At 35.3% G+C, this 17,963-nt stretch carries 18 protein-coding genes and 1 riboswitch; of the genes, 9 read left to right on the forward strand and 9 right to left on the reverse strand.

Going from position 1 to position 17,963, the window contains the following annotated elements; translation table 11 throughout:
* Nucleotides 1-8: 8 nt before the first annotated feature.
* Nucleotides 9-677 carry a hypothetical protein gene (locus HMPREF3177_RS02520; RefSeq protein ID WP_070456897.1) on the forward strand — a complete coding sequence of 223 codons (669 nt, stop codon included), beginning with the start codon at nucleotides 9-11 and terminating at the stop codon, nucleotides 675-677.
* A gap of 309 nt (nucleotides 678-986) precedes the next feature.
* Here the strand turns inward: HMPREF3177_RS02520 and leuS are convergent, their stop codons facing one another.
* Nucleotides 987-3,395: a leucine--tRNA ligase gene (gene leuS, locus HMPREF3177_RS02525; protein WP_070456900.1), complete on the reverse strand. Its 2,409-nt coding sequence runs from the start codon at nucleotides 3,393-3,395 to the stop codon at nucleotides 987-989.
* A 313-nt stretch (nucleotides 3,396-3,708) separates the two neighbouring features.
* Between leuS and HMPREF3177_RS02530 the strand changes: the two genes are divergently transcribed.
* Nucleotides 3,709-4,275, forward strand: a complete 567-nt coding sequence (locus HMPREF3177_RS02530; protein ID WP_070456903.1) for a tRNA 5-(aminomethyl)-2-thiouridylate-methyltransferase MnmM — start codon at nucleotides 3,709-3,711, stop codon at nucleotides 4,273-4,275.
* On the opposite strand, the gene HMPREF3177_RS02535 is transcribed toward HMPREF3177_RS02530, so the two are convergent.
* Nucleotides 4,265-5,065, reverse strand: coding sequence for an alpha/beta hydrolase (locus HMPREF3177_RS02535; RefSeq protein WP_070456906.1), 801 nt, complete (start codon nucleotides 5,063-5,065; stop codon nucleotides 4,265-4,267). The genes HMPREF3177_RS02530 and HMPREF3177_RS02535 overlap by 11 nt on opposite strands.
* A gap of 72 nt (nucleotides 5,066-5,137) precedes the next feature.
* On the opposite strand from HMPREF3177_RS02535, the gene HMPREF3177_RS02540 reads away from it, so the two are divergent.
* From HMPREF3177_RS02540 to HMPREF3177_RS02555, 4 genes are read left to right on the forward strand one after another with little or no spacing between them, the layout of a single operon-like run.
* Nucleotides 5,138-5,641 carry a gamma carbonic anhydrase gene (locus tag HMPREF3177_RS02540; RefSeq protein ID WP_070456908.1) on the forward strand — a complete coding sequence of 168 codons (504 nt, stop codon included), beginning with the start codon at nucleotides 5,138-5,140 and terminating at the stop codon, nucleotides 5,639-5,641.
* Nucleotides 5,642-5,684: 43 nt separating this feature from the next.
* Entirely contained in the window at nucleotides 5,685-6,674 is a 990-nt protein-coding gene (locus HMPREF3177_RS02545) for a proline dehydrogenase family protein (protein WP_070456911.1), read from the forward strand.
* A 51-nt stretch (nucleotides 6,675-6,725) separates the two neighbouring features.
* Nucleotides 6,726-7,100 carry a fluoride efflux transporter FluC gene (locus HMPREF3177_RS02550; RefSeq protein WP_070456916.1) on the forward strand — a complete coding sequence of 125 codons (375 nt, stop codon included), beginning with the start codon at nucleotides 6,726-6,728 and terminating at the stop codon, nucleotides 7,098-7,100.
* Nucleotides 7,093-7,440: a fluoride efflux transporter FluC gene (locus HMPREF3177_RS02555; RefSeq protein WP_068130734.1), complete on the forward strand. Its 348-nt coding sequence runs from the start codon at nucleotides 7,093-7,095 to the stop codon at nucleotides 7,438-7,440. The genes HMPREF3177_RS02550 and HMPREF3177_RS02555 overlap by 8 nt, the downstream gene beginning before the upstream one ends.
* Before the next feature lie 40 nt (nucleotides 7,441-7,480).
* On the opposite strand, the gene HMPREF3177_RS02560 is transcribed toward HMPREF3177_RS02555, so the two are convergent.
* A complete protein-coding gene (locus HMPREF3177_RS02560; RefSeq protein ID WP_070456920.1) occupies nucleotides 7,481-8,389 on the reverse strand; it encodes a nuclease-related domain-containing protein in 909 nt (302 codons plus the stop codon).
* A 90-nt stretch (nucleotides 8,390-8,479) separates the two neighbouring features.
* Nucleotides 8,480-9,655 (reverse strand): methionine adenosyltransferase, encoded by a 1,176-nt coding sequence (gene metK / locus HMPREF3177_RS02565; RefSeq protein ID WP_068130728.1) that lies wholly within the window; start codon nucleotides 9,653-9,655, stop codon nucleotides 8,480-8,482.
* Nucleotides 9,656-9,739: 84 nt separating this feature from the next.
* Nucleotides 9,740-9,851, reverse strand: a riboswitch (SAM riboswitch).
* Nucleotides 9,852-9,987: 136 nt separating this feature from the next.
* Between metK and pckA the strand changes: the two genes are divergently transcribed.
* A complete protein-coding gene (gene pckA, locus HMPREF3177_RS02570) occupies nucleotides 9,988-11,562 on the forward strand; it encodes a phosphoenolpyruvate carboxykinase (ATP) (RefSeq protein WP_070456922.1) in 1,575 nt (524 codons plus the stop codon).
* A 114-nt stretch (nucleotides 11,563-11,676) separates the two neighbouring features.
* Here pckA and ytkD read toward each other — a convergent pair whose 3' ends face one another.
* Nucleotides 11,677-12,138 carry an RNA deprotection pyrophosphohydrolase gene (gene ytkD / locus HMPREF3177_RS02575; RefSeq protein WP_070456924.1) on the reverse strand — a complete coding sequence of 154 codons (462 nt, stop codon included), beginning with the start codon at nucleotides 12,136-12,138 and terminating at the stop codon, nucleotides 11,677-11,679.
* Nucleotides 12,139-12,207: 69 nt separating this feature from the next.
* On the opposite strand from ytkD, the gene yidD reads away from it, so the two are divergent.
* Entirely contained in the window at nucleotides 12,208-12,432 is a 225-nt protein-coding gene (gene yidD, locus HMPREF3177_RS08365) for a membrane protein insertion efficiency factor YidD (protein ID WP_083286829.1), read from the forward strand.
* Here the strand turns inward: yidD and menE are convergent.
* Nucleotides 12,416-13,807, reverse strand: a complete 1,392-nt coding sequence (menE, locus tag HMPREF3177_RS02580) for an o-succinylbenzoate--CoA ligase (RefSeq protein ID WP_068130717.1) — start codon at nucleotides 13,805-13,807, stop codon at nucleotides 12,416-12,418. The genes yidD and menE overlap by 17 nt on opposite strands.
* A gap of 119 nt (nucleotides 13,808-13,926) precedes the next feature.
* Here menE and HMPREF3177_RS02585 point away from each other — a divergent pair, with 119 nt between their 5' ends.
* Nucleotides 13,927-14,664 (forward strand): YebC/PmpR family DNA-binding transcriptional regulator, encoded by a 738-nt coding sequence (locus HMPREF3177_RS02585; RefSeq protein ID WP_070456926.1) that lies wholly within the window; start codon nucleotides 13,927-13,929, stop codon nucleotides 14,662-14,664.
* Between the two features lie 63 nt (nucleotides 14,665-14,727).
* On the opposite strand, the gene HMPREF3177_RS02590 is transcribed toward HMPREF3177_RS02585, so the two are convergent.
* The 3 genes from HMPREF3177_RS02590 to HMPREF3177_RS02605 form a co-directional block, all read right to left on the reverse strand.
* Entirely contained in the window at nucleotides 14,728-15,468 is a 741-nt protein-coding gene (locus HMPREF3177_RS02590; RefSeq protein ID WP_070456928.1) for a hypothetical protein, read from the reverse strand.
* Between the two features lie 586 nt (nucleotides 15,469-16,054).
* The gene (locus HMPREF3177_RS02600; protein WP_070456932.1) at nucleotides 16,055-17,029 is read right to left on the reverse strand and encodes a tRNA dihydrouridine synthase; all 975 of its coding nucleotides are present in this window, start codon (nucleotides 17,027-17,029) and stop codon (nucleotides 16,055-16,057) included.
* Between the two features lie 42 nt (nucleotides 17,030-17,071).
* Nucleotides 17,072-17,959, reverse strand: a complete 888-nt coding sequence (locus HMPREF3177_RS02605) for an SDR family oxidoreductase (protein WP_070456934.1) — start codon at nucleotides 17,957-17,959, stop codon at nucleotides 17,072-17,074.
* Between the last annotated feature and the right edge of the window lie 4 nt (nucleotides 17,960-17,963).

A 17,963-nucleotide genomic window follows, 5' to 3' on the forward strand; every position in this document is an offset into this window, starting at 1 on the left:
GGTATACAATGAAAGAATTAAAAAAATCACCAAATTATTCATCTCTTGAATATAGAGAACAACATATATTACCACTCATGAAAGAAACGATGGGACGTTTAAAGTTTCTGGAATCTTCAATCGTTAAAAATAAAACGATTCAACCAGAGCATTTAAATAAACTCATTCAAAACCATGTGGAACATATGCTTCTTGCAATGAGTTACGAACAAGTCGTTTCATATCGCATCAATGAAGATAATGAAGAGATACCGTTAGATGACTATTACGCAATGCATGCTTTATTCAGATCAACACCAGATAAATTTGGCACATATAACTACACAGAAGCACAAAAAGATACCCACGAAAAAGTACTACGCTCATTAGATGAGTATGTTGAAAGAGAAACACATATCATTAAAGCATTACCTTTTGATCATAATGAGTATTACGATGGTCTAGTGAAAGTGCTTGATCATCTCATAAAAAGCAACATTTTAATTTTATCTAAAGTGTTAAATAAACAATTCCGTACCGAAGCACTAAATCATTTAACAACGAGCGTCATCGAACAGCTTTTTGTGTATACAGAACTCGAAAATCCATTCATTACAAGTTATGCTCAATACAGTCTCGCTTTTTATGACCAATCATTAAAACAACAAATGCTTGATGCTGAAATCAAAGAAGATTAACTTTAGGAAAACCTCATCATATTGTATGAGGTTTTTTAGCTTACACTAAATAATTATTTTATTTTACTTAACAATACAGTATAATGAAAGTGATTACATAATTATTAGGAGTGATACTATGTTAACAACACTACTGCCCTTTCTCATGATGACTGCATTGTTTATCGGTATCGTATATTTTAAAAGGTTTTTAGTTAGAAAAATTTAGCCCTGCCTTCATAATTATTTTGGAGAATAAAATTTAAAAAGAAAAAAACTGCGTCACGATAAAAATCGTAGACGCAGTTTATATTTTAATAACGAACTATTTTAATTCGCCACTATATTTACAAGTTTTCCAGGTACGACGATCACTTTTCGAACCGTTTTACCTTCAATTGCTTCTTTTACCTTTTCATCGTTTAATGCAATCTCTTCTACTTGTTCTTTACTTAATGTTGGATCCATCATAATACGTGCTTTTGGTTTTCCGAGTACTTGTACGAGTACTTCGACTTCATCTTCGACAAGCTTTGACTCGTCAAATGTTGGCCACTCTGCGTACGTAATTGTATCTGTTTCACCAAGTTTTTCCCATAACTCTTCAGAGATGTGTGGTGCGATTGGTGATAATAGTTTTACGAGACCTTTCATATAATCTAGTGACACTTCATCGACTTTATACGCTTCATTTACGAATACCATCATTTGAGATATTGCCGTATTAAAATGCATATTATCATAGTCTTCTGTCACTTTTTTAACTGTTTCGTTGTACACTTTATCGAGTTTAGGCGTTTCTTTATCGACAACCGTTTCTTTTACATTGTTGTCCTCGTCAATTAATAATCTCCATACGCGGTCTAAAAATCGTCTCGCGCCGTCTACACCTGTCGTTGTCCATTCTACTGAGGCGTCTAACGGCCCCATAAACATTTCATATAGACGTAAAGTGTCTGCTCCGTGGCTTCTTGTAATGTCATCTGGGTTTACGACGTTACCTTTTGATTTAGACATTTTTTCGTTACCTTCACCGAGGATCATTCCTTGGTTAAATAATTGTTGGAATGGTTCTTTTGTTGGAACAACACCAATGTCATATAAAAACTTATGCCAGAATCTTGCATATAGTAAGTGAAGCACAGCGTGTTCAGCTCCACCAACGTATAAGTCAACAGAGAGCCAATGTTTTAATTTTTCTGGATCTGCAATTAACTCATCGTTCGTTGGATCAATGTAACGAATGTAATACCAGCAAGACCCTGCCCACTGTGGCATCGTGTTCGTTTCACGACGACCTTTAACACCATCTTCACGAACTACAGTTAGCCACTCTTCATTGTTAGCAAGTGGTGATTCACCTGTACCTGAAGGCTTGATTTCGTCCATTTTTGGAAGCTCTAATGGTAATTCACTTTCTGGTACTGCAGTTGAAGTTCCATCTTCCCAGTGGATAATAGGAATTGGCTCTCCCCAGTAACGTTGTCTAGAGAATAGCCAGTCACGTAATTTGTACGTTACTTTTGCTTCCCCTACTTTTAATTCTTCTAACTGTTCGATTGCTTTTTGAATCGCGTCTTCATTATTTAATCCGTCTAAAAATTGAGAGTTTACGTGTTTTCCGTCACCAGTAAACGGGAGTTCTTCGTCACTATCTACAACACGTTTAATATCTAAGTCAAACTTTTTAGCAAATTCATAGTCTCTTTCGTCATGTCCAGGAACCGCCATAATCGCACCTGTTCCGTACGACGCAAGTACATAATCTGCTATGAAAATTGGCATCGATTCGCCACTAAATGGATTCACAGCATAGCTTCCAGTAAATACACCTGTTTTATCTTTTTGAAGTTCTGTACGTTCTAGATCTGATTTATGAGATGCTTTTTCAACATACTCTTCGACAACAGATTTTTGATCATCTGTCGTAATTTTTTGAACTAAATCATGCTCTGGTGCAAGCACTGCATACGTCGAACCAAATAACGTATCTGGACGTGTCGTAAATACTGTAAATGTTTCTTCAGTGTCTTTAACATTAAACGTCACGTGTGCACCTTCAGAACGGCCAATCCAGTTTCGTTGCATATCTTTTAATGATTCAGGCCAATCTAAATCGTCTAAATCTTCGAGTAAGCGATCTGCATACTCTGTAATTTTTAATACCCATTGACGCATCGGTTTACGAATGACTGGGTGTCCACCACGTTCGGATAATCCGTCGATGACTTCTTCGTTCGCAAGTACTGTACCAAGTGCTGGACACCAGTTTACAGGCACTTCATCGACATACGCGAGTCCTTTTTCGTAAAGTTTGATGAAAATCCACTGTGTCCATTTGTAATAATGCGGATCTGTCGTGTTTACTTCACGGTCCCAGTCATATGAGAAACCGAGCTCTTGAATTTGACGACGGAAGTTATCGATATTCTTATTGTTAAACTCATGAATATCGTTTCCTGTATCAATTGCGTACTGTTCAGCTGGTAAACCGAACGCATCCCACCCCATCGGATGAAGAACGTTATATCCATTCATACGCTTATAGCGCGCTAAAATATCAGTCGCTGTATACCCTTTTGGGTGACCGACGTGAAGCCCAGAACCTGAAGGGTACGGGAACATATCTAGCACATAATATTTCTCTTTACTAAAATCGCTCGTGTCCGTTTTAAACGTTTTGTTTTCTAGCCAATAATCTTGCCACTTTTTTTCAATTTTACGATGATTAAATGACATTTTCTTCCTCCTATATAAAAATCCCAATGTCAAAAGACATTGGGACGATCTATTAGACCGCGGTACCACCCGCATTCACATCATTGTGCAGCTTCATTTAGAATTTTAATTGTAATTAATGGACGAGTTCGTAAATTTTTGACGTTAGTTTCCACCAACCACTAACTCTCTAAAAGTCATACGTTTACTACTATTTCCTAAAATTATTATAATTCGTTTAATTATTTTTTGCAAACTTCTTTTCTAAATAAAACGACATCTTAAAATTTATATATTAGGCTATAATATATTAAGTAATATTTTGGAGGCCGTTATGCTAAATAGAGTTTTAGATCAAAGTAAACAGTTCGCTTATGATATACTTCACCCTCACTCGATCGCGGTAGATGCGACATGTGGCAATGGAAATGACACTTCATTTTTACTAGACCATATTTCAAAAGGTAAAGTATACGCATTCGATATACAAAGTGAAGCGATTAAATCGACGAAAGAAAAAATCGCCCATCATAAAAATCTAGAACAGCTCACTCTCATTCATGATAGCCATGAGAATGTTTTACAGTATGTCGACAAACATATCGACGTCGCCATGTTTAACTTAGGTTTTTTACCGAAAGCTAACAAAACAATTACGACACTTTCTCATTCAACAATCACTGCTATCGAAGCAATACTATCTCAGTTATCCGTCGGCGGTCGTATTATTATTACGATTTACCATGGCCATGAAAATGGAAAAGATGAAAAACGCGCAGTCTTATCATATGCAGAAAAACTCGACCAACACTTTTTTAACGTTTTAATGTATCGTTTCACCAATCAAATAAATGATGCACCTTTTATTTTAGTCATTGAAAGAAGACGATCTAGCCCATGAATCCGATGCGATGTTGAATATCATCTAAAAATCGTTCGAGATGATAAAACGGCACGCTTATATTTTCTCTTTGGAAAATACCGTATTCTATATTATTCAGTCGGACGATTTTTAAATAATCATTGTCCACTTTTTTTATGATATGTACATTTCGGTCCACATCAATGATGTCATTCTCATTTGAATGGATACATAGTACATCTACATGAATTAAATCCATATCATTTTCTATATTATTCATACGTTCGTTGATTAAGCTATACCAATGATAACTCACTTCTTCAGTAAGTAGTTCGTCTTTAGAATAACGCTCTAACCATTTGTTATCTGATGTAAAACTCGACAAATCGACACCAAGTTTAAATTTCGATTCGTCTCTCGATAAGCGAATTGAGGATTTTAGTAGATTTTTACGGTTTATAAACGATTGTTTAAACGTAAATAATGGGTTTAAAAATATAGCACCGTCAATTTGAAGCGTCTCTTCTTTTAATGCTTCAGCTAATATGAGTCCACCTAAACCTTGTCCGACAACGATTACTGGTAGTTCATATCGATTGGCTACATCTACCCATTCTGTGAGACGTTCGATATATTGCTTAAAATCTTCAACATGCCCTTTATTCATACGTGTCGTTTGTCCTTGGCCTGGTAAATCACCCATTAAAACATGGTAACCAATACTATTAAATTTTGAAATTAAGTCGATGTAATACTCATGGTGTTCAATCATGTCGTGTAATATTACAATAGTACCTTTTGCTTTATTTTCAATTTCCCATTTCCACATAATTTTCCTCCTTACATATTGTAAAATATTTGATATTATATAATTATAACAAAGTTAAAGGACGCGTTTATAATGATATTAAACTATAAAGAACACGTTCCAAAAATTCATGATAGCACTTTTATTGCTCAGAATGCTACAATAATCGGTGATGTTCAAATTGGTGCACACTGTTCTGTTTGGTTTGGTGCGGTTATACGAGGTGACGTTGCGCCGGTTAGAATTGGTGATTATACAAATATCCAAGATCAATCGGTCCTTCATCAGTCTCCTAATATGCCACTCACTTTAGAAGACCATGTCACAATTGGGCATAGAGTGACGTTACACAGTTGTACGGTGAGAAGTGGTGCGTTAGTCGGAATGGACTCAACGATATTAGACGGTGCAGTAATTGGTGAGAACGCATTTGTTGGCGCAGGTTCACTCGTTACCTCAAATACTGAAATACCACCGAATAGCTTAGCATTCGGCCGACCAGCAAAAGTGATTCGACAATTAACAGATGAAGACATACAAGAAATGATACGAATTAACGAAACGTATGTCAATCATATTCCACATTACAAAGGGTAGTTCTTATTATTTTTATATTTTATACATTTTGGAGGAATTTTTAATGGCAGTTTTACGCGACTTTTTTATTGGTTTATCTCAAATTAAACCAGTAAACGATGCAACGAAGAAAATGGGATTACGTTTTGGTGCTCAACACGTTGTCGGAGGAACAAAAACAGACGACACTGTTGAAAAAATCCGTCAACTCAACCAAAAGGGCTTATCTATTACAGTTGATAACCTTGGTGAATTTATTGAAGACCGTGCTCAAGCAGAAGTAGAAAAAAATCTAATTCTCGATATGATTGATGCGATTCATAAAAATCACTTAGATGCACATTTTTCAGTTAAATTAACACAACTTGGTTTAAATCTTGGAGATGACTTCATCTTACAAAACATGCGTGAAATTATGGAAGCTGCTAAAAAAGCAGATAACATGTTCGTAAATATCGACATGGAGAACTACGCTTCTAAAGAAAAAACGTTTTATGTGTTAGATGAGTTATTAAAAGATTACGACAACGTCGGTACAGTGTTACAAGCATACTTATTTGATAGTATGGGAGACGCTGAAAAGTACAAGGATAACCGTACGCGCTTAGTTAAAGGTGCTTACAAAGAAGATCCAAGTATCGCATACCAAAGCAAGAATGATATTGACAACAATTACTTTGAGTTAATTAAATATCACTTAACTCACGGTAAAGGTTTCACTTCGATTGCAACGCATGACCATAACATTATTAACCGCGTGATTGATTTCGTTGAAGCTAATGACATTTCACACGATTCATTCGAATTCCAAATGTTATACGGATTTAGAAACGATTATCAACTCGAATTAGTTGAAGAAGGCTACAACATGACAGTTTACGTACCATACGGTAACGACTGGTACGCATACTTCATGAGACGTCTTGCAGAACGCCCTCAAAACTTAAACTTACTCGTTAAATCAGTAACGACAAATAAAAAGTTCAAAGTCGGTGCAGCTGCTGCTGCGGCAGTCGGTGCTGGACTCGCAGTAACAAAATTATTCAAAAAATAATATAATAAAGGATACGGATCTTCCGTATCCTTTATTTATTAGGTGAATGTTATGAATAAAAAGAGAATGTTTTTAGTGTTTCTAGGTGGTATATTAGGCGGACTATGTCGATTTAGTATTGATACGATCCTTCAATATTTTGACAGTTTCTTTATGATTTCTACAATCATCGTCAATTTAGTCGGTCCTTTTTTACTCGGGCTCGTATACACTCGTTTTAATAATACTCTTTATGCACCAATCTTTATAACTGGATTCCTCGGATCATTTACGACGTTTTCTACATTGACTGTACATCTTACAATGACTTTAGAGTATAATGTCCTCTCGTTTTATATCTATTTATTATGTGCAATGACATTTGGTTTCGTGATGTTGTTAATCGGAATAAAAGTGCAACAGTTAGTTGGTGAGCGCCATGTTTAAATTACTGATAATTATTTTACTTTCTGGAATTGGCGCTGTCGTTAGAGACATGATATCTATACATATGCCTAAATCATTATATGGCACACTAATTGTCAATATTCTCGGCGCATTTTTAGCAGGCACAATAATTCGTAGTCAGTTTATTAATGGAGAGTATTATGATTTAATGATGGTTGGATTTTTAGGCGGTTTTACGACATATTCTGCTTTTACAAAAGATCAATACGAATTGTTCAAAGAGAAACAATATATCAAACTTTTCCTATACACACTAATAATGTTTTCACTTACGTTGTGTGCATTTTTTGTCGCATTATCAATCAATATTTTAAATTAAAAAAACTCACGGAAGTATTACACTTTCGTGAGTTTTTCAATTAAGGATTTAGTCGCATTAGTGATTCTGCGATTTCATCTAAATCTTTTACTGTATATTGGAAACGACCTTGGAAGACGTGTTTATTGAAGTAGTCTTCAAGTTGTTCTGTTCCTACGATTACTTTCGCATTGCTATCTGTTGCATAGTTCATAATCGTATGACCACCGTTATCTTTCGGGTTAAAGTAAATAATTGGTACGACGTCAAACTGTAATTTTAATACGTTTCTCAGTTTTTCAGCTGTCATCTCAGTATCTTCGATCGTGTTGTTGTAATAATTTACAGCCACTTTTTCATCGTTTTCTTTTTCAAATATTAACGTTTGTTCTTTGTTTGGATCTAAGTTTAACAGTTGGAAAATCCCTTCTAAATAAGGAATCTCATCGTACTGTTCTTCAGTCACACCATGTAAAATATGTCCGCTCCAATATTTTGAATCGATTAAATAAATACCTGTGCGCGTTAATACTAAGTGATCAATCTTACGCGTGTTCGTATAATTTCTAGATGGTAAATAAATATTCGACAGAATGTACATATCAGACTCGCGAATTCTCTCTTCTGTGACGAGTTTATTTTTAAAGTTTAATAGTGCTAAATCTGTTAAATATTCACCTTTATCAACAGTAAATTGTTGGATACTTGATAATTTATTGTTTAAAAGTGTTGTATCTTCTAAATATTTTTCATTTAAGTGAGACACTTCTTTTTTATGTGCCATGCGTTCATCTTCTTGATTTTTAACATAGCTTTCGATGAGTGTTTCTTCTTTCTTTTTATATAATCTTTCATTTTCTTCAACTTCGTTACGATGTTTCACGTAGTAAATTAAAAATGAAATAATAACTATAAGTAACAAAGCTGCAACGATAATAAATAGAGGCTCTGTTAGTATTTCTGTTGACATAAAACTCACTTTCCTTTCAATTAACTTTGTTAATTATACCAATAATTTAAATAGAAATAAAATTAAAACAGCTCATGATGAGCTGTTTTATTAATTAAGATATGATTTTAAAGTATCTACTTTATCGAGTGCTTCCCATGGGACGTCGATATCGTGACGACCGAAGTGTCCGTAACTTGCTGTTTGTTTATAAATCGGACGCTGTAAATCTAACATTTCAATAATACCGTCTGGAGTTAACGTAAATTCATTGCGTACTGCGGCTGCAATTTTTGAATCTTCGATTTTACCTGTTCCAAATGTATTTACTGAAATCGAGACAGGTTCAGCAACACCAATCGCATATGATAACTGAATTTCACACTGTTTAGATAAACCACTTGCAACGATATTTTTAGCAATGTAACGCGCTGCATAAGCTGCAGATCTATCTACTTTAGTTGGGTCTTTTCCACTAAATGCTCCCCCACCATGTCGTGCATAACCACCGTAAGTATCGACAATAATCTTACGTCCAGTTAATCCTGCATCTCCATGTGGTCCACCGATAACGAATCGACCTGTCGGGTTAATAATCATTCGAGTATCCTCGTCGATGAGATTTTCATCAATAACATAATCGATAACTTCACGCTTAATATCTTCTTTAATTTCACTATGTGCGACTTTTTCATCGTGTTGTGTGGATAAGACGATTGTATCTACACGTAACGGCTGATTATTTTCATCGTATTCGACAGTGACTTGAGTTTTTCCATCTGGTCGAAGGTAGTCTAAAACATGCGTTTTACGTACTTCTGTTAGACGACGCGCGAGTTTATGCGCTAAAGTAATTGGAAGTGGCATAAATTCCTCAGTTTCGTCTGTCGCGTAACCAAACATTAAACCTTGGTCACCTGCTCCAGTAGTTCCGCTCTCTTTTGATTCGTTATCCCCTTCTCCATCAACTCCTTGAGCAATATCGACTGACTGCTCATCAATTCCTGTTAATACAGACATCGTTTTATAATCATATCCGTATTCAGCATTCGTATAACCAATTTCTTGTACCGTGTTTCTAACGATTTTAGGAATGTCGACGTACGTAGACGTTGAAATTTCTCCAACGATCATTGCAAGACCAGTGTTTACAACAGTCTCACATGCAACACGTGCATCTTTATCGTCTTTAATAATCTCGTCTAAAATCGCATCTGAAATTTGGTCTGCAACTTTATCTGGATGACCTTCTGTTACAGACTCTGACGTAAATAATCTACGTTCCATTATATTTTCTCCTTAAAATATATTAGCTATCTCTTTCGATAAAAAAAAGCCTTTTCTCACACATAGAGAAAAGGCCACCCTTTTCTCTTATCGTTCAGAAATCATTATTTCTGCAACCTTTAGCACCATTCTTCTACGTTAGAAGGGGTTGCTGGGCTTCACAGGGGGTATTCCCTCCACCGACTCTTGATAAGAGATAACTTGTTTACTAGAATACACAACATCAATGAAATTATCAAGTACTTTTAAAACATATCGCGATTCGGTGGAATCTTTTAGTATCTTGTATTAAAATATTAGATGATAAACAAAATTTGGAGGAAATTTATATAATGTCAAACTCTGTGAAAAGAATCGAAGCACTTGTACAAAAAGATTCAACAAACAATCAATTATCACGTGCAGAGCTTGTAGAAGCCGCATCTAGAAGAAAAGAAGGTAAAATTGCATCGAACGGTGCATTCACTGCAACTACTGGTAAATATACAGGTCGTAGCCCTAAAGACCGCTTCATCGTTGAAGACGATGTGACAAGAGACACTGTAGATTGGGGAGAAGTAAACCAACCAATTAGTGGTGAAGTGTTTGATGCACTACTCGACAAAGTATTAGATCACTTAGATAGTAAAGATGAATTATACGTATTTAACGGATATGCAGGTGCAGATACGGATTCACGTTTAAACATTCGTGTCGTAAACGAATTCGCATGGCATAATTTATTCGTAAAAGCTTTATTTATCGATCCAGAAACAAAAGAAGAAGGTTTAAACATTACACCTGACTTTACAATTGTTTCTGCACCATCATTTAAAGCAGACCCATCTGTAGATGGTACGAACTCTGAGACATTTATTTTAGTTAACTTTGAAAAACAAATCGTTTTAATCGGTGGAACTGAATACGCTGGAGAGATGAAAAAATCTATCTTCTCTGTAATGAACTACCTACTTCCTCAAAAAGGTATTTTAAGCATGCACTGTTCAGCAAACGTCGGTGAAAATGATGACGTTGCTTTATTCTTCGGATTATCTGGTACAGGTAAAACAACACTTTCAGCAGATCCAGAACGTGGTTTAATCGGTGACGATGAGCACGGTTGGAACGAACACGGTGTATTTAACATCGAAGGCGGTTGTTACGCAAAAGCAATTAACTTATCTGAAGAGAAAGAACCTGAAATTTACCGCGCAATTAGATTCGGAAGTGTATTAGAGAACGTTATTTTAGACGATGAAAGAGATCCAGACTACGATGATAATTCTCTAACTGAAAATACACGTGCAGCGTACCCAATTAAACACATCGACAATGCGGTATTACCATCAAAAGCTGGTCACGCGAAGACGATCGTATTCTTAACAGCTGACGCTTTCGGAGTACTCCCTCCAATTGCGAAATTAACAAAAGAACAAGCAATGTACCACTTCTTAAGTGGATTCACATCGAAACTCGCAGGAACTGAACGCGGAGTAACATCTCCTGAACCAGTATTCTCAACGTGCTTCGGTGCACCATTCTTACCATTACATGCATCAGTATATGCAGATAGACTCGGTGAATTAATCGATGAACACGACGTTTCAGTTTATCTTGTAAACACTGGTTGGACTGGTGGAGAATACGGTGTTGGTGAACGTATGAACTTAAAATACACTCGTAAAATGGTTTCAGACGCTGTTGAAGGTGAACTTAAAAACCATGAGTTTGTTACTGATGAAACGTTCGGTTTACAAATTCCAACTGAAATCGAAGGCGTTCCTAGCGACGTATTAAACCCTAGAAAAACATGGGCAGATAAAGATGCTTACGACAAAGTAGCTGGTCAACTGATTGACTCATTTAAAGAAAACTTCAAAAAATTCGGTGATGATGTAAAAGAAATCGCTGAAAAAGGCGGATTTTAATCTCTTTTTATAAGATTAAACGCACATTGATTAAATAATCAATGTGCGTTTTTCTATTAATTTATGACCTTTGTCCAGCTTTTTTCATTTTGTCCTAAACCATGGATTAAGATATTATTCATAATTACACTCCCTACTATTAACTTTACGATATAAATATAAAATACAATCATCTTTAAGTAATCGACTTTTATCAGTTTCTTTTATTTCTTCAACGGAGTGAAACAATATCGGACCTTTCGTTTCTAAATAGTCGTTTTTTTCTTCTATATCAGATAACTCTACGTGATAGACCGCTTTATAAAACGAATGTGTCTCATGTACTTTATACGTTCCGAGGTACTCGACAGTTTTAACGACTCCCCCAGTCTCTTCAAATACTTCTCGTTTTAACGCTTCTATAATCGTTTCACCCGCTTCTACTTTTCCTCCTGGGAATTCAATGCCACGCGTTTTATGTCGAGTAAAAACATATTTATTATTAAAAATTGGAATCGCAAGACAGTGTGTCGCTTCAATTGATTCATCAAAAAACAACTCTACTAAATTACCATTGTCATCTATAAACTGCTTCATCAGCTCACCTCAATTGAAATTAAAGTTTCTATTCTGTTATATTAAATTTAATAAGAAAAGATGGTGCATATGAAAAAAATAATTTTACGAATGATTCGTTTTTACCAACGATATATTTCGCCGATGTCTCCCCCATCATGCCGATTTTACCCGACGTGTTCTCAATATGCGATTGAAGCGGTAGAAGAACACGGTGCATCTAAAGGGAGTTATTTAGCTATTCGCCGTATTTTAAAATGTCATCCGCTTCATAAAGGTGGATTTGACCCTGTCCCTCCTAAAAAGAAGAAGTAGATGTTGTGATATACGCCTCTCGGTTTAATTTTCTAGAAATTTTACCAGATGGCGTATATTTTATTTCTTTAACGACTATAATTTCTTTTGGATGCTTATAACGTGCTAAATGTGTGTTAAATAAATTGATGAGTGCTCTCTCATCAATATTTTCCTCAATGAGTAAAACAGGAACTTGTCCCCACTCTTCATCTTCTTTTTTAACAACAACACACGTTTTTAAATCTGTATATTGTAAGACGATATCTTCGATTTCTTTTGGATAAATATTTTCTCCACCACTAATAATTAAATCATCTCTACGATCTAATATATATAAATATCCACCTTTAACTTCGGCGATATCTCCAGTATTAAAAAAGCCATCTTCTGTAATCATTTCAGCATTTAAATATCCACTCGTGACATTTTCACCTTTAACGAGCAACTCATTATTCTCATTGACACGGATATTTTCATTGGTTTTACCTACCGTACCCGTTAATATATTGTCATCATCATAGGATACAATAACAATTTGAGAACACGTTTCTGTCATACCAAAACTATTAAATACCGGTAATTTAAATTGAAGTGCCTCGTTTAGTAATTTAGGTGTCGTATTTGCTCCACCCATTAAAATCGCTTTTAAGCGAGATAAATCCGTGCTATGAATCATTTTGTCGTTCATAATCCGAGATAACATAATCGGTACAAATGACGTATGTGTCACTTTATAGCGTTCAATATCATTTAAAACGTGTTTAGAATCGAATCTATTATGGATAATTAACGTACACCCTGAAATTACTGCACGCATTAATATCGAAAAGCCCGAGATGTGAAATATCGGATTGACCATGAGCCATGTACTATTCTCATCATAATTTAACCCATTCATCGCATTTATATGAGACGCATAATGGTTTAAATACGTTTGAATCACGGCTTTCGGTCGTCCTGTCGTCCCACTCGTAAACATGATTGATAAGATATCATCATCATTTGCTTCAACCTCTTCATATGATGCTTTATCGTGCTGTATGATTTCTCTATAGTAGATGACGTTTACGTTCACTTTATTTAAAACGTCTGAGTCAATCGTTGAAAAAATTGTATCGACATTAACGTCCATTAGTTGATTGTTAATTTCTTCAGATGAAAGACGTGTGTTCACCATGACGATTTCGATATGACGCTCAATTAAACTATGTATTAAAATCGCACTATCTACACTGTTATCTATAAATAACCCAACTCTTTTAATGTTAGGAATTCTTTGAGAGAGATCGTGTACTTTATCTTGTAATTGTTTATAAGTTAAGTGTAAGTCTTCGTAAATGACCGCGATCTTTTCCGGATAATTTTTTGAATTACGGTGAAGCCAGTGATTCAATGTAAACACTCCTTTAACTATCCTATTATATCAAATCTTTAAAGTGACTCGTATCATTTAGACAATCATTAGAAAAAATGATAAATTATAATTAAGAAAACAACGAGGGAGACGAAATTATGGCAGGCCATTCAAAATGGAATAACATTAAACAACGTAAAGGTGCCCAAGATAAAAAACGCGGTAAAATCTTCCAAAAGTTATCGCGTGAAATTTATATGGCAGCAAAACAAGGTGGCGGAGATCCAGATACGAATCCAGCACTACGTTTAGCGATGGACCGTGCACGTTCAGAAAATATGCCTAAAGACAACATTACACGTGCAATCGACAAAGCAACATCATCTGGCTCTGGTGAAAACTACGATCCAGTAATGTATGAAGGATACGGCCCAAGTGGTGTCGGTATTTTAGCAGAAGCATTAACAGATAACCGTAACCGAACAAACACAAACGTACGTATCGCATACAATAAAAACGGTGGAAACATTGGAGAAGCTGGTTCTGTAAGTTATATGTTCGAACGCAAAGGTTATATTGTAATCGAACGTAGTACGACAGAAGACGATGAAGAAACAATGTTATTAGAAGTGCTTGAAGCAGGTGCTGAAGAGTTAGAAACGAGCGATGAAGTATTTGAAATCTTCACTGAACAAGCAGACTTCGCACAAGTGAGAGACCATTTAGAAGAAAAAGGATACACGTTAGCACAAAGTGAATTAACGATGATTCCGATGAATACAATCGCATTAAGCGATGAAGACTATGAAATTTTAGAAAACATACTCGACGCGCTCGATGATGATGACGACGTCACTGACGTCCATCATAACGCAGTGCGTGCAAGTGAAGAATAAAATAGAAATTCCACTTAAGTTTAGTAGCTTAAGTGGAATTTTTTAGTTTCTTAATTTATATGTTTAAAAATCACTTACTTTATCAATTTTGTTGTATAGACTAGTCCACTGATTTTTAAGATATTTAGCTGATTCATCAAATAACTTTTGCCTCGCATCATTTTGTTCTTCATCATATTTTTTACGTGTAAATTCACCCGTGTATTCCAAAGGAAACTGACCATTAGGTGGACTAAAAGTGTCACATTCATATATTTTAATCGGTGTCATTTTGGTTTTATGATACAAATCATTTGTATATTTTATTAGATGATCTGTATTTTCAATTTCTGACAGTCTGAATTCAAGTAAATTTTTCGCTTCCAGTGCTGGATAAGTCAACTCAAAATAATTTTCACTTATTGATTGTAAGTTGTTTTTATAACCCTCCTCATCTCGAATTCGATGAAGTAAATTATTGTATACAACCTTCTTTAGTTCACTGACTTTTAATAAGTAGTCACTAGTTAACTGTCTGATATCCTCAATTCTCTCTTTTTGAGACTCAACAATAACCTTCACTTCTAACTCTCTTGTATGTTGTTCATTCAATTGCTTTAATTGTTCAGCGAATTGTTGTCTTTGTTGTTCTAGCATCTCTTTATGACGTATATTAGTATCTTCGATTTCACGTTTTCTAATTTTTGACATTTCCCTAAATTGATAAAGACTTATCACAATATTAATTATTACTAAAACAATGATAAACCACTGTGAAAATCCACCGCTTGTTACAGCTTCCGACGTATTTACCCCTGCATTCATAAAAACATCTCCTCTAAAAAATAATTAATCATCTCTTTATAATAAAGTTGATTTTCTTATCAAAATAATGTCGTTATATTAATTTGCATCAAATTAAATAATTTAATTTTATACAAATCCCTTTTGCATTAAAGCACCATTCATTTCGTTGACAATTAAGCCTTTTGCGTAAACGAAATGGACACCCTCTTTATACAAATCGTTTTTATGTAAAATTAATAAAAGCTATTTAACGTAAAATTCATTTGCGTAAACATAATGCTTTATTTCCCTTTTTAAGGTTTTAAAAATGATTAACAACGCACCGAGAATGACTAGTCCTGCCATTATTTTTTGAAATACTGGATCATTTGGCATAATAGAAGTAAAACTATTGAGAAATACATATATGATGATTAAAAACAGTACGACTACATCTAGGGATTTCATAAATCACCTTCTCTTTATGTATATTTAATAAGTAAACATTAATCAATATTGATATTTTACCCTCTTAAATCTATTATATACAATTTACAAACTTTGGGGTAATATATTGTGATTTCTATCAAAAAAACACCGTCCTTATACTAGGACGGTATTTATATTATTCATTCACTTGTTGTGCTTTAAATTGTTTAAGCATTTCTCGTACTTCATCTGTATTTTTAGTGCTTATTAATGCGTGTCTTAACTGACTCGCTCCTCTAAAGCCTTTGACATATATTTTAAAGAATCTGTGTAACGCTTGAAACGGACGTTCTTCGAGTTCTTTTGAGTATTTGTCATGTAGATTTAAGTGCAAATAGAGTAGTTCGAGTAATTCGTCGCTTGAATGTTCTTTCGGTTCTTTTTCAAAAGCAAATGGATTATGGAAAATTCCGCGACCAATCATCACACCATCTACTCCATATTTTTCAACGAGTTCTAAACCTGTATTACGGTCAGGGATATCTCCGTTTATTGTGAGTAACGTATTCGGTGCGATTTCGTCTCGTAATTGTTTAATTTCTGGAATTAGCTCCCAATGTGCGTCAACTTTACTCATCTCTTTACGTGTACGTAAATGGATAGATAAGTTCGCAATATCTTGTTTTAAAATATGAGTTAGCCACTGTTTCCATTCGTCTATTGACGTGTACCCAAGTCTCGTTTTTACACTTACTGGAAGTCCCCCAGCTTTTGCTGCTTCTATTAAATCAGCTGCAACGTCTGGTCGTAAGATTAGACCACTTCCCTTGCCGTCACCAGCGACATTCGGGACTGGACATCCCATATTTAAATCGATCCCTTTAAATCCTGCTTTAGCCATACCGATACTCATCTCACGGAAGAACTCCGGTTTATCACCCCAAATGTGTGCAACCATTGGTTGTTCATCTTCAGTAAATGTTAAACGACCACGCACACTTTTATTACCTTCAGGGTGACAGTAACTTTCAGAGTTCGTAAACTCTGTAAAATAAACGTCTGGACGAGCCGCTTCTCCAACGACATGTCTAAAGATTACGTCCGTCACATCCTCCATCGGTGCAAGCACAAAAAATGGTTTCGGAAGATCGTTCCAAAAATTCTCTTTCATCTATCGTTCAATTCCTCTCAAACACAGTTAAAATACTAATTATTATAACGTAATATTGTACCCACCAGTTATACCATAAATTTGTCCTGTCGTGTAGCTACTTTCTTCACTGCCTAATAATACATATACTGATGAGAGCTCTACTGGTTGACCTGCTCTACCAAGTTGTGACCCTTGTCCAAATGTTGGTATTTTACCTTCAAGTTGCCCACCGTCTAATTGAAGTGGTGTCCAGATTGGACCTGGAGCGACTCCGTTTACGCGAATTCCTTTTTCACTAAAGTACTGAGCGAAGTTTACGACTAAGTTTGAAATGGCACCTTTTGTCGCTGCATAATCCAATAATTGTTTAGATGGATTAAATGACTCAACAGATGTCGTTAAAATAATAGATGCACCAGGTTTTAGATGTTTTTCAGCTTGTTTAATTGCTTCAAACATACTAATAACGTTCACTTGAAATGTGTTTTTTACTTGTTCTATTGATAAATCTTCTAATTTCTCTTGAGCGAATTGCTCTGCTGAGTTTAAAACTAAAACGTCTAATCCACCAAGGGCTTCTACAGCATCTTCTACTACTTTTGCCGCTTCTCCGTCATTACGAAAATCTGCTTTTAAAGTCACAGCTTTTTGACCTAAATTGTTAATGAAATCCTCAACTTCTTTAGCATCTTTTTCTTCACCTGGAAGATATTGAATGGCAACGTCTGCACCTTCTTTAGCATATGCGATTGCTGCCGCACGTCCAATACCTGAATCTCCTCCAGTAATGAGTGTTTTTAACCCTTTCATACGACCATGTCCTGTATACGTTTCTTCACCAGTATCAGGAACTGGTGTCATTTCAGTTTGTAACGCAGGTCCTTTTTGATTTTGATCTGGAAAATCATTATATTCAAATTTTGTTCTTGGGTTTTGTAAATGTGTCATGAAA

Source organism: Nosocomiicoccus sp. HMSC09A07 (assembly GCF_001808485.1).
GTDB classification, from domain to species: domain Bacteria; phylum Bacillota; class Bacilli; order Staphylococcales; family Salinicoccaceae; genus Nosocomiicoccus; species Nosocomiicoccus ampullae_A.

Bases quoted from the DNA above. Each gene is read 5' to 3' on its own strand.
- HMPREF3177_RS02520 (WP_070456897.1), top strand. From the start codon at position 9: ATGAAAGAATTAAAAAAATCACCAAATTATTCATCTCTTGAATATAGA.
- ytkD (WP_070456924.1), bottom strand. From the start codon at position 12,138: ATGAAGCAGTTTATAGATGACAATGGTAATTTAGTAGAGTTGTTTTTT.
- yidD (WP_083286829.1), top strand. From the start codon at position 12,208: ATGAAAAAAATAATTTTACGAATGATTCGTTTTTACCAACGATATATT.
- HMPREF3177_RS02545 (WP_070456911.1), top strand. From the start codon at position 5,685: ATGGCAGTTTTACGCGACTTTTTTATTGGTTTATCTCAAATTAAACCA.
- pckA (WP_070456922.1), top strand. From the start codon at position 9,988: ATGTCAAACTCTGTGAAAAGAATCGAAGCACTTGTACAAAAAGATTCA.
- HMPREF3177_RS02550 (WP_070456916.1), top strand. From the start codon at position 6,726: ATGAATAAAAAGAGAATGTTTTTAGTGTTTCTAGGTGGTATATTAGGC.
- leuS (WP_070456900.1), bottom strand. From the start codon at position 3,395: ATGTCATTTAATCATCGTAAAATTGAAAAAAAGTGGCAAGATTATTGG.
- HMPREF3177_RS02555 (WP_068130734.1), top strand. From the start codon at position 7,093: ATGTTTAAATTACTGATAATTATTTTACTTTCTGGAATTGGCGCTGTC.
- HMPREF3177_RS02560 (WP_070456920.1), bottom strand. From the start codon at position 8,389: ATGTCAACAGAAATACTAACAGAGCCTCTATTTATTATCGTTGCAGCT.
- HMPREF3177_RS02540 (WP_070456908.1), top strand. From the start codon at position 5,138: ATGATATTAAACTATAAAGAACACGTTCCAAAAATTCATGATAGCACT.
- HMPREF3177_RS02585 (WP_070456926.1), top strand. From the start codon at position 13,927: ATGGCAGGCCATTCAAAATGGAATAACATTAAACAACGTAAAGGTGCC.
- HMPREF3177_RS02590 (WP_070456928.1), bottom strand. From the start codon at position 15,468: ATGAATGCAGGGGTAAATACGTCGGAAGCTGTAACAAGCGGTGGATTT.
- HMPREF3177_RS02535 (WP_070456906.1), bottom strand. From the start codon at position 5,065: ATGTGGAAATGGGAAATTGAAAATAAAGCAAAAGGTACTATTGTAATA.
- HMPREF3177_RS02605 (WP_070456934.1), bottom strand. From the start codon at position 17,959: ATGACACATTTACAAAACCCAAGAACAAAATTTGAATATAATGATTTT.
- HMPREF3177_RS02600 (WP_070456932.1), bottom strand. From the start codon at position 17,029: ATGAAAGAGAATTTTTGGAACGATCTTCCGAAACCATTTTTTGTGCTT.
- HMPREF3177_RS02530 (WP_070456903.1), top strand. From the start codon at position 3,709: ATGCTAAATAGAGTTTTAGATCAAAGTAAACAGTTCGCTTATGATATA.
- metK (WP_068130728.1), bottom strand. From the start codon at position 9,655: ATGGAACGTAGATTATTTACGTCAGAGTCTGTAACAGAAGGTCATCCA.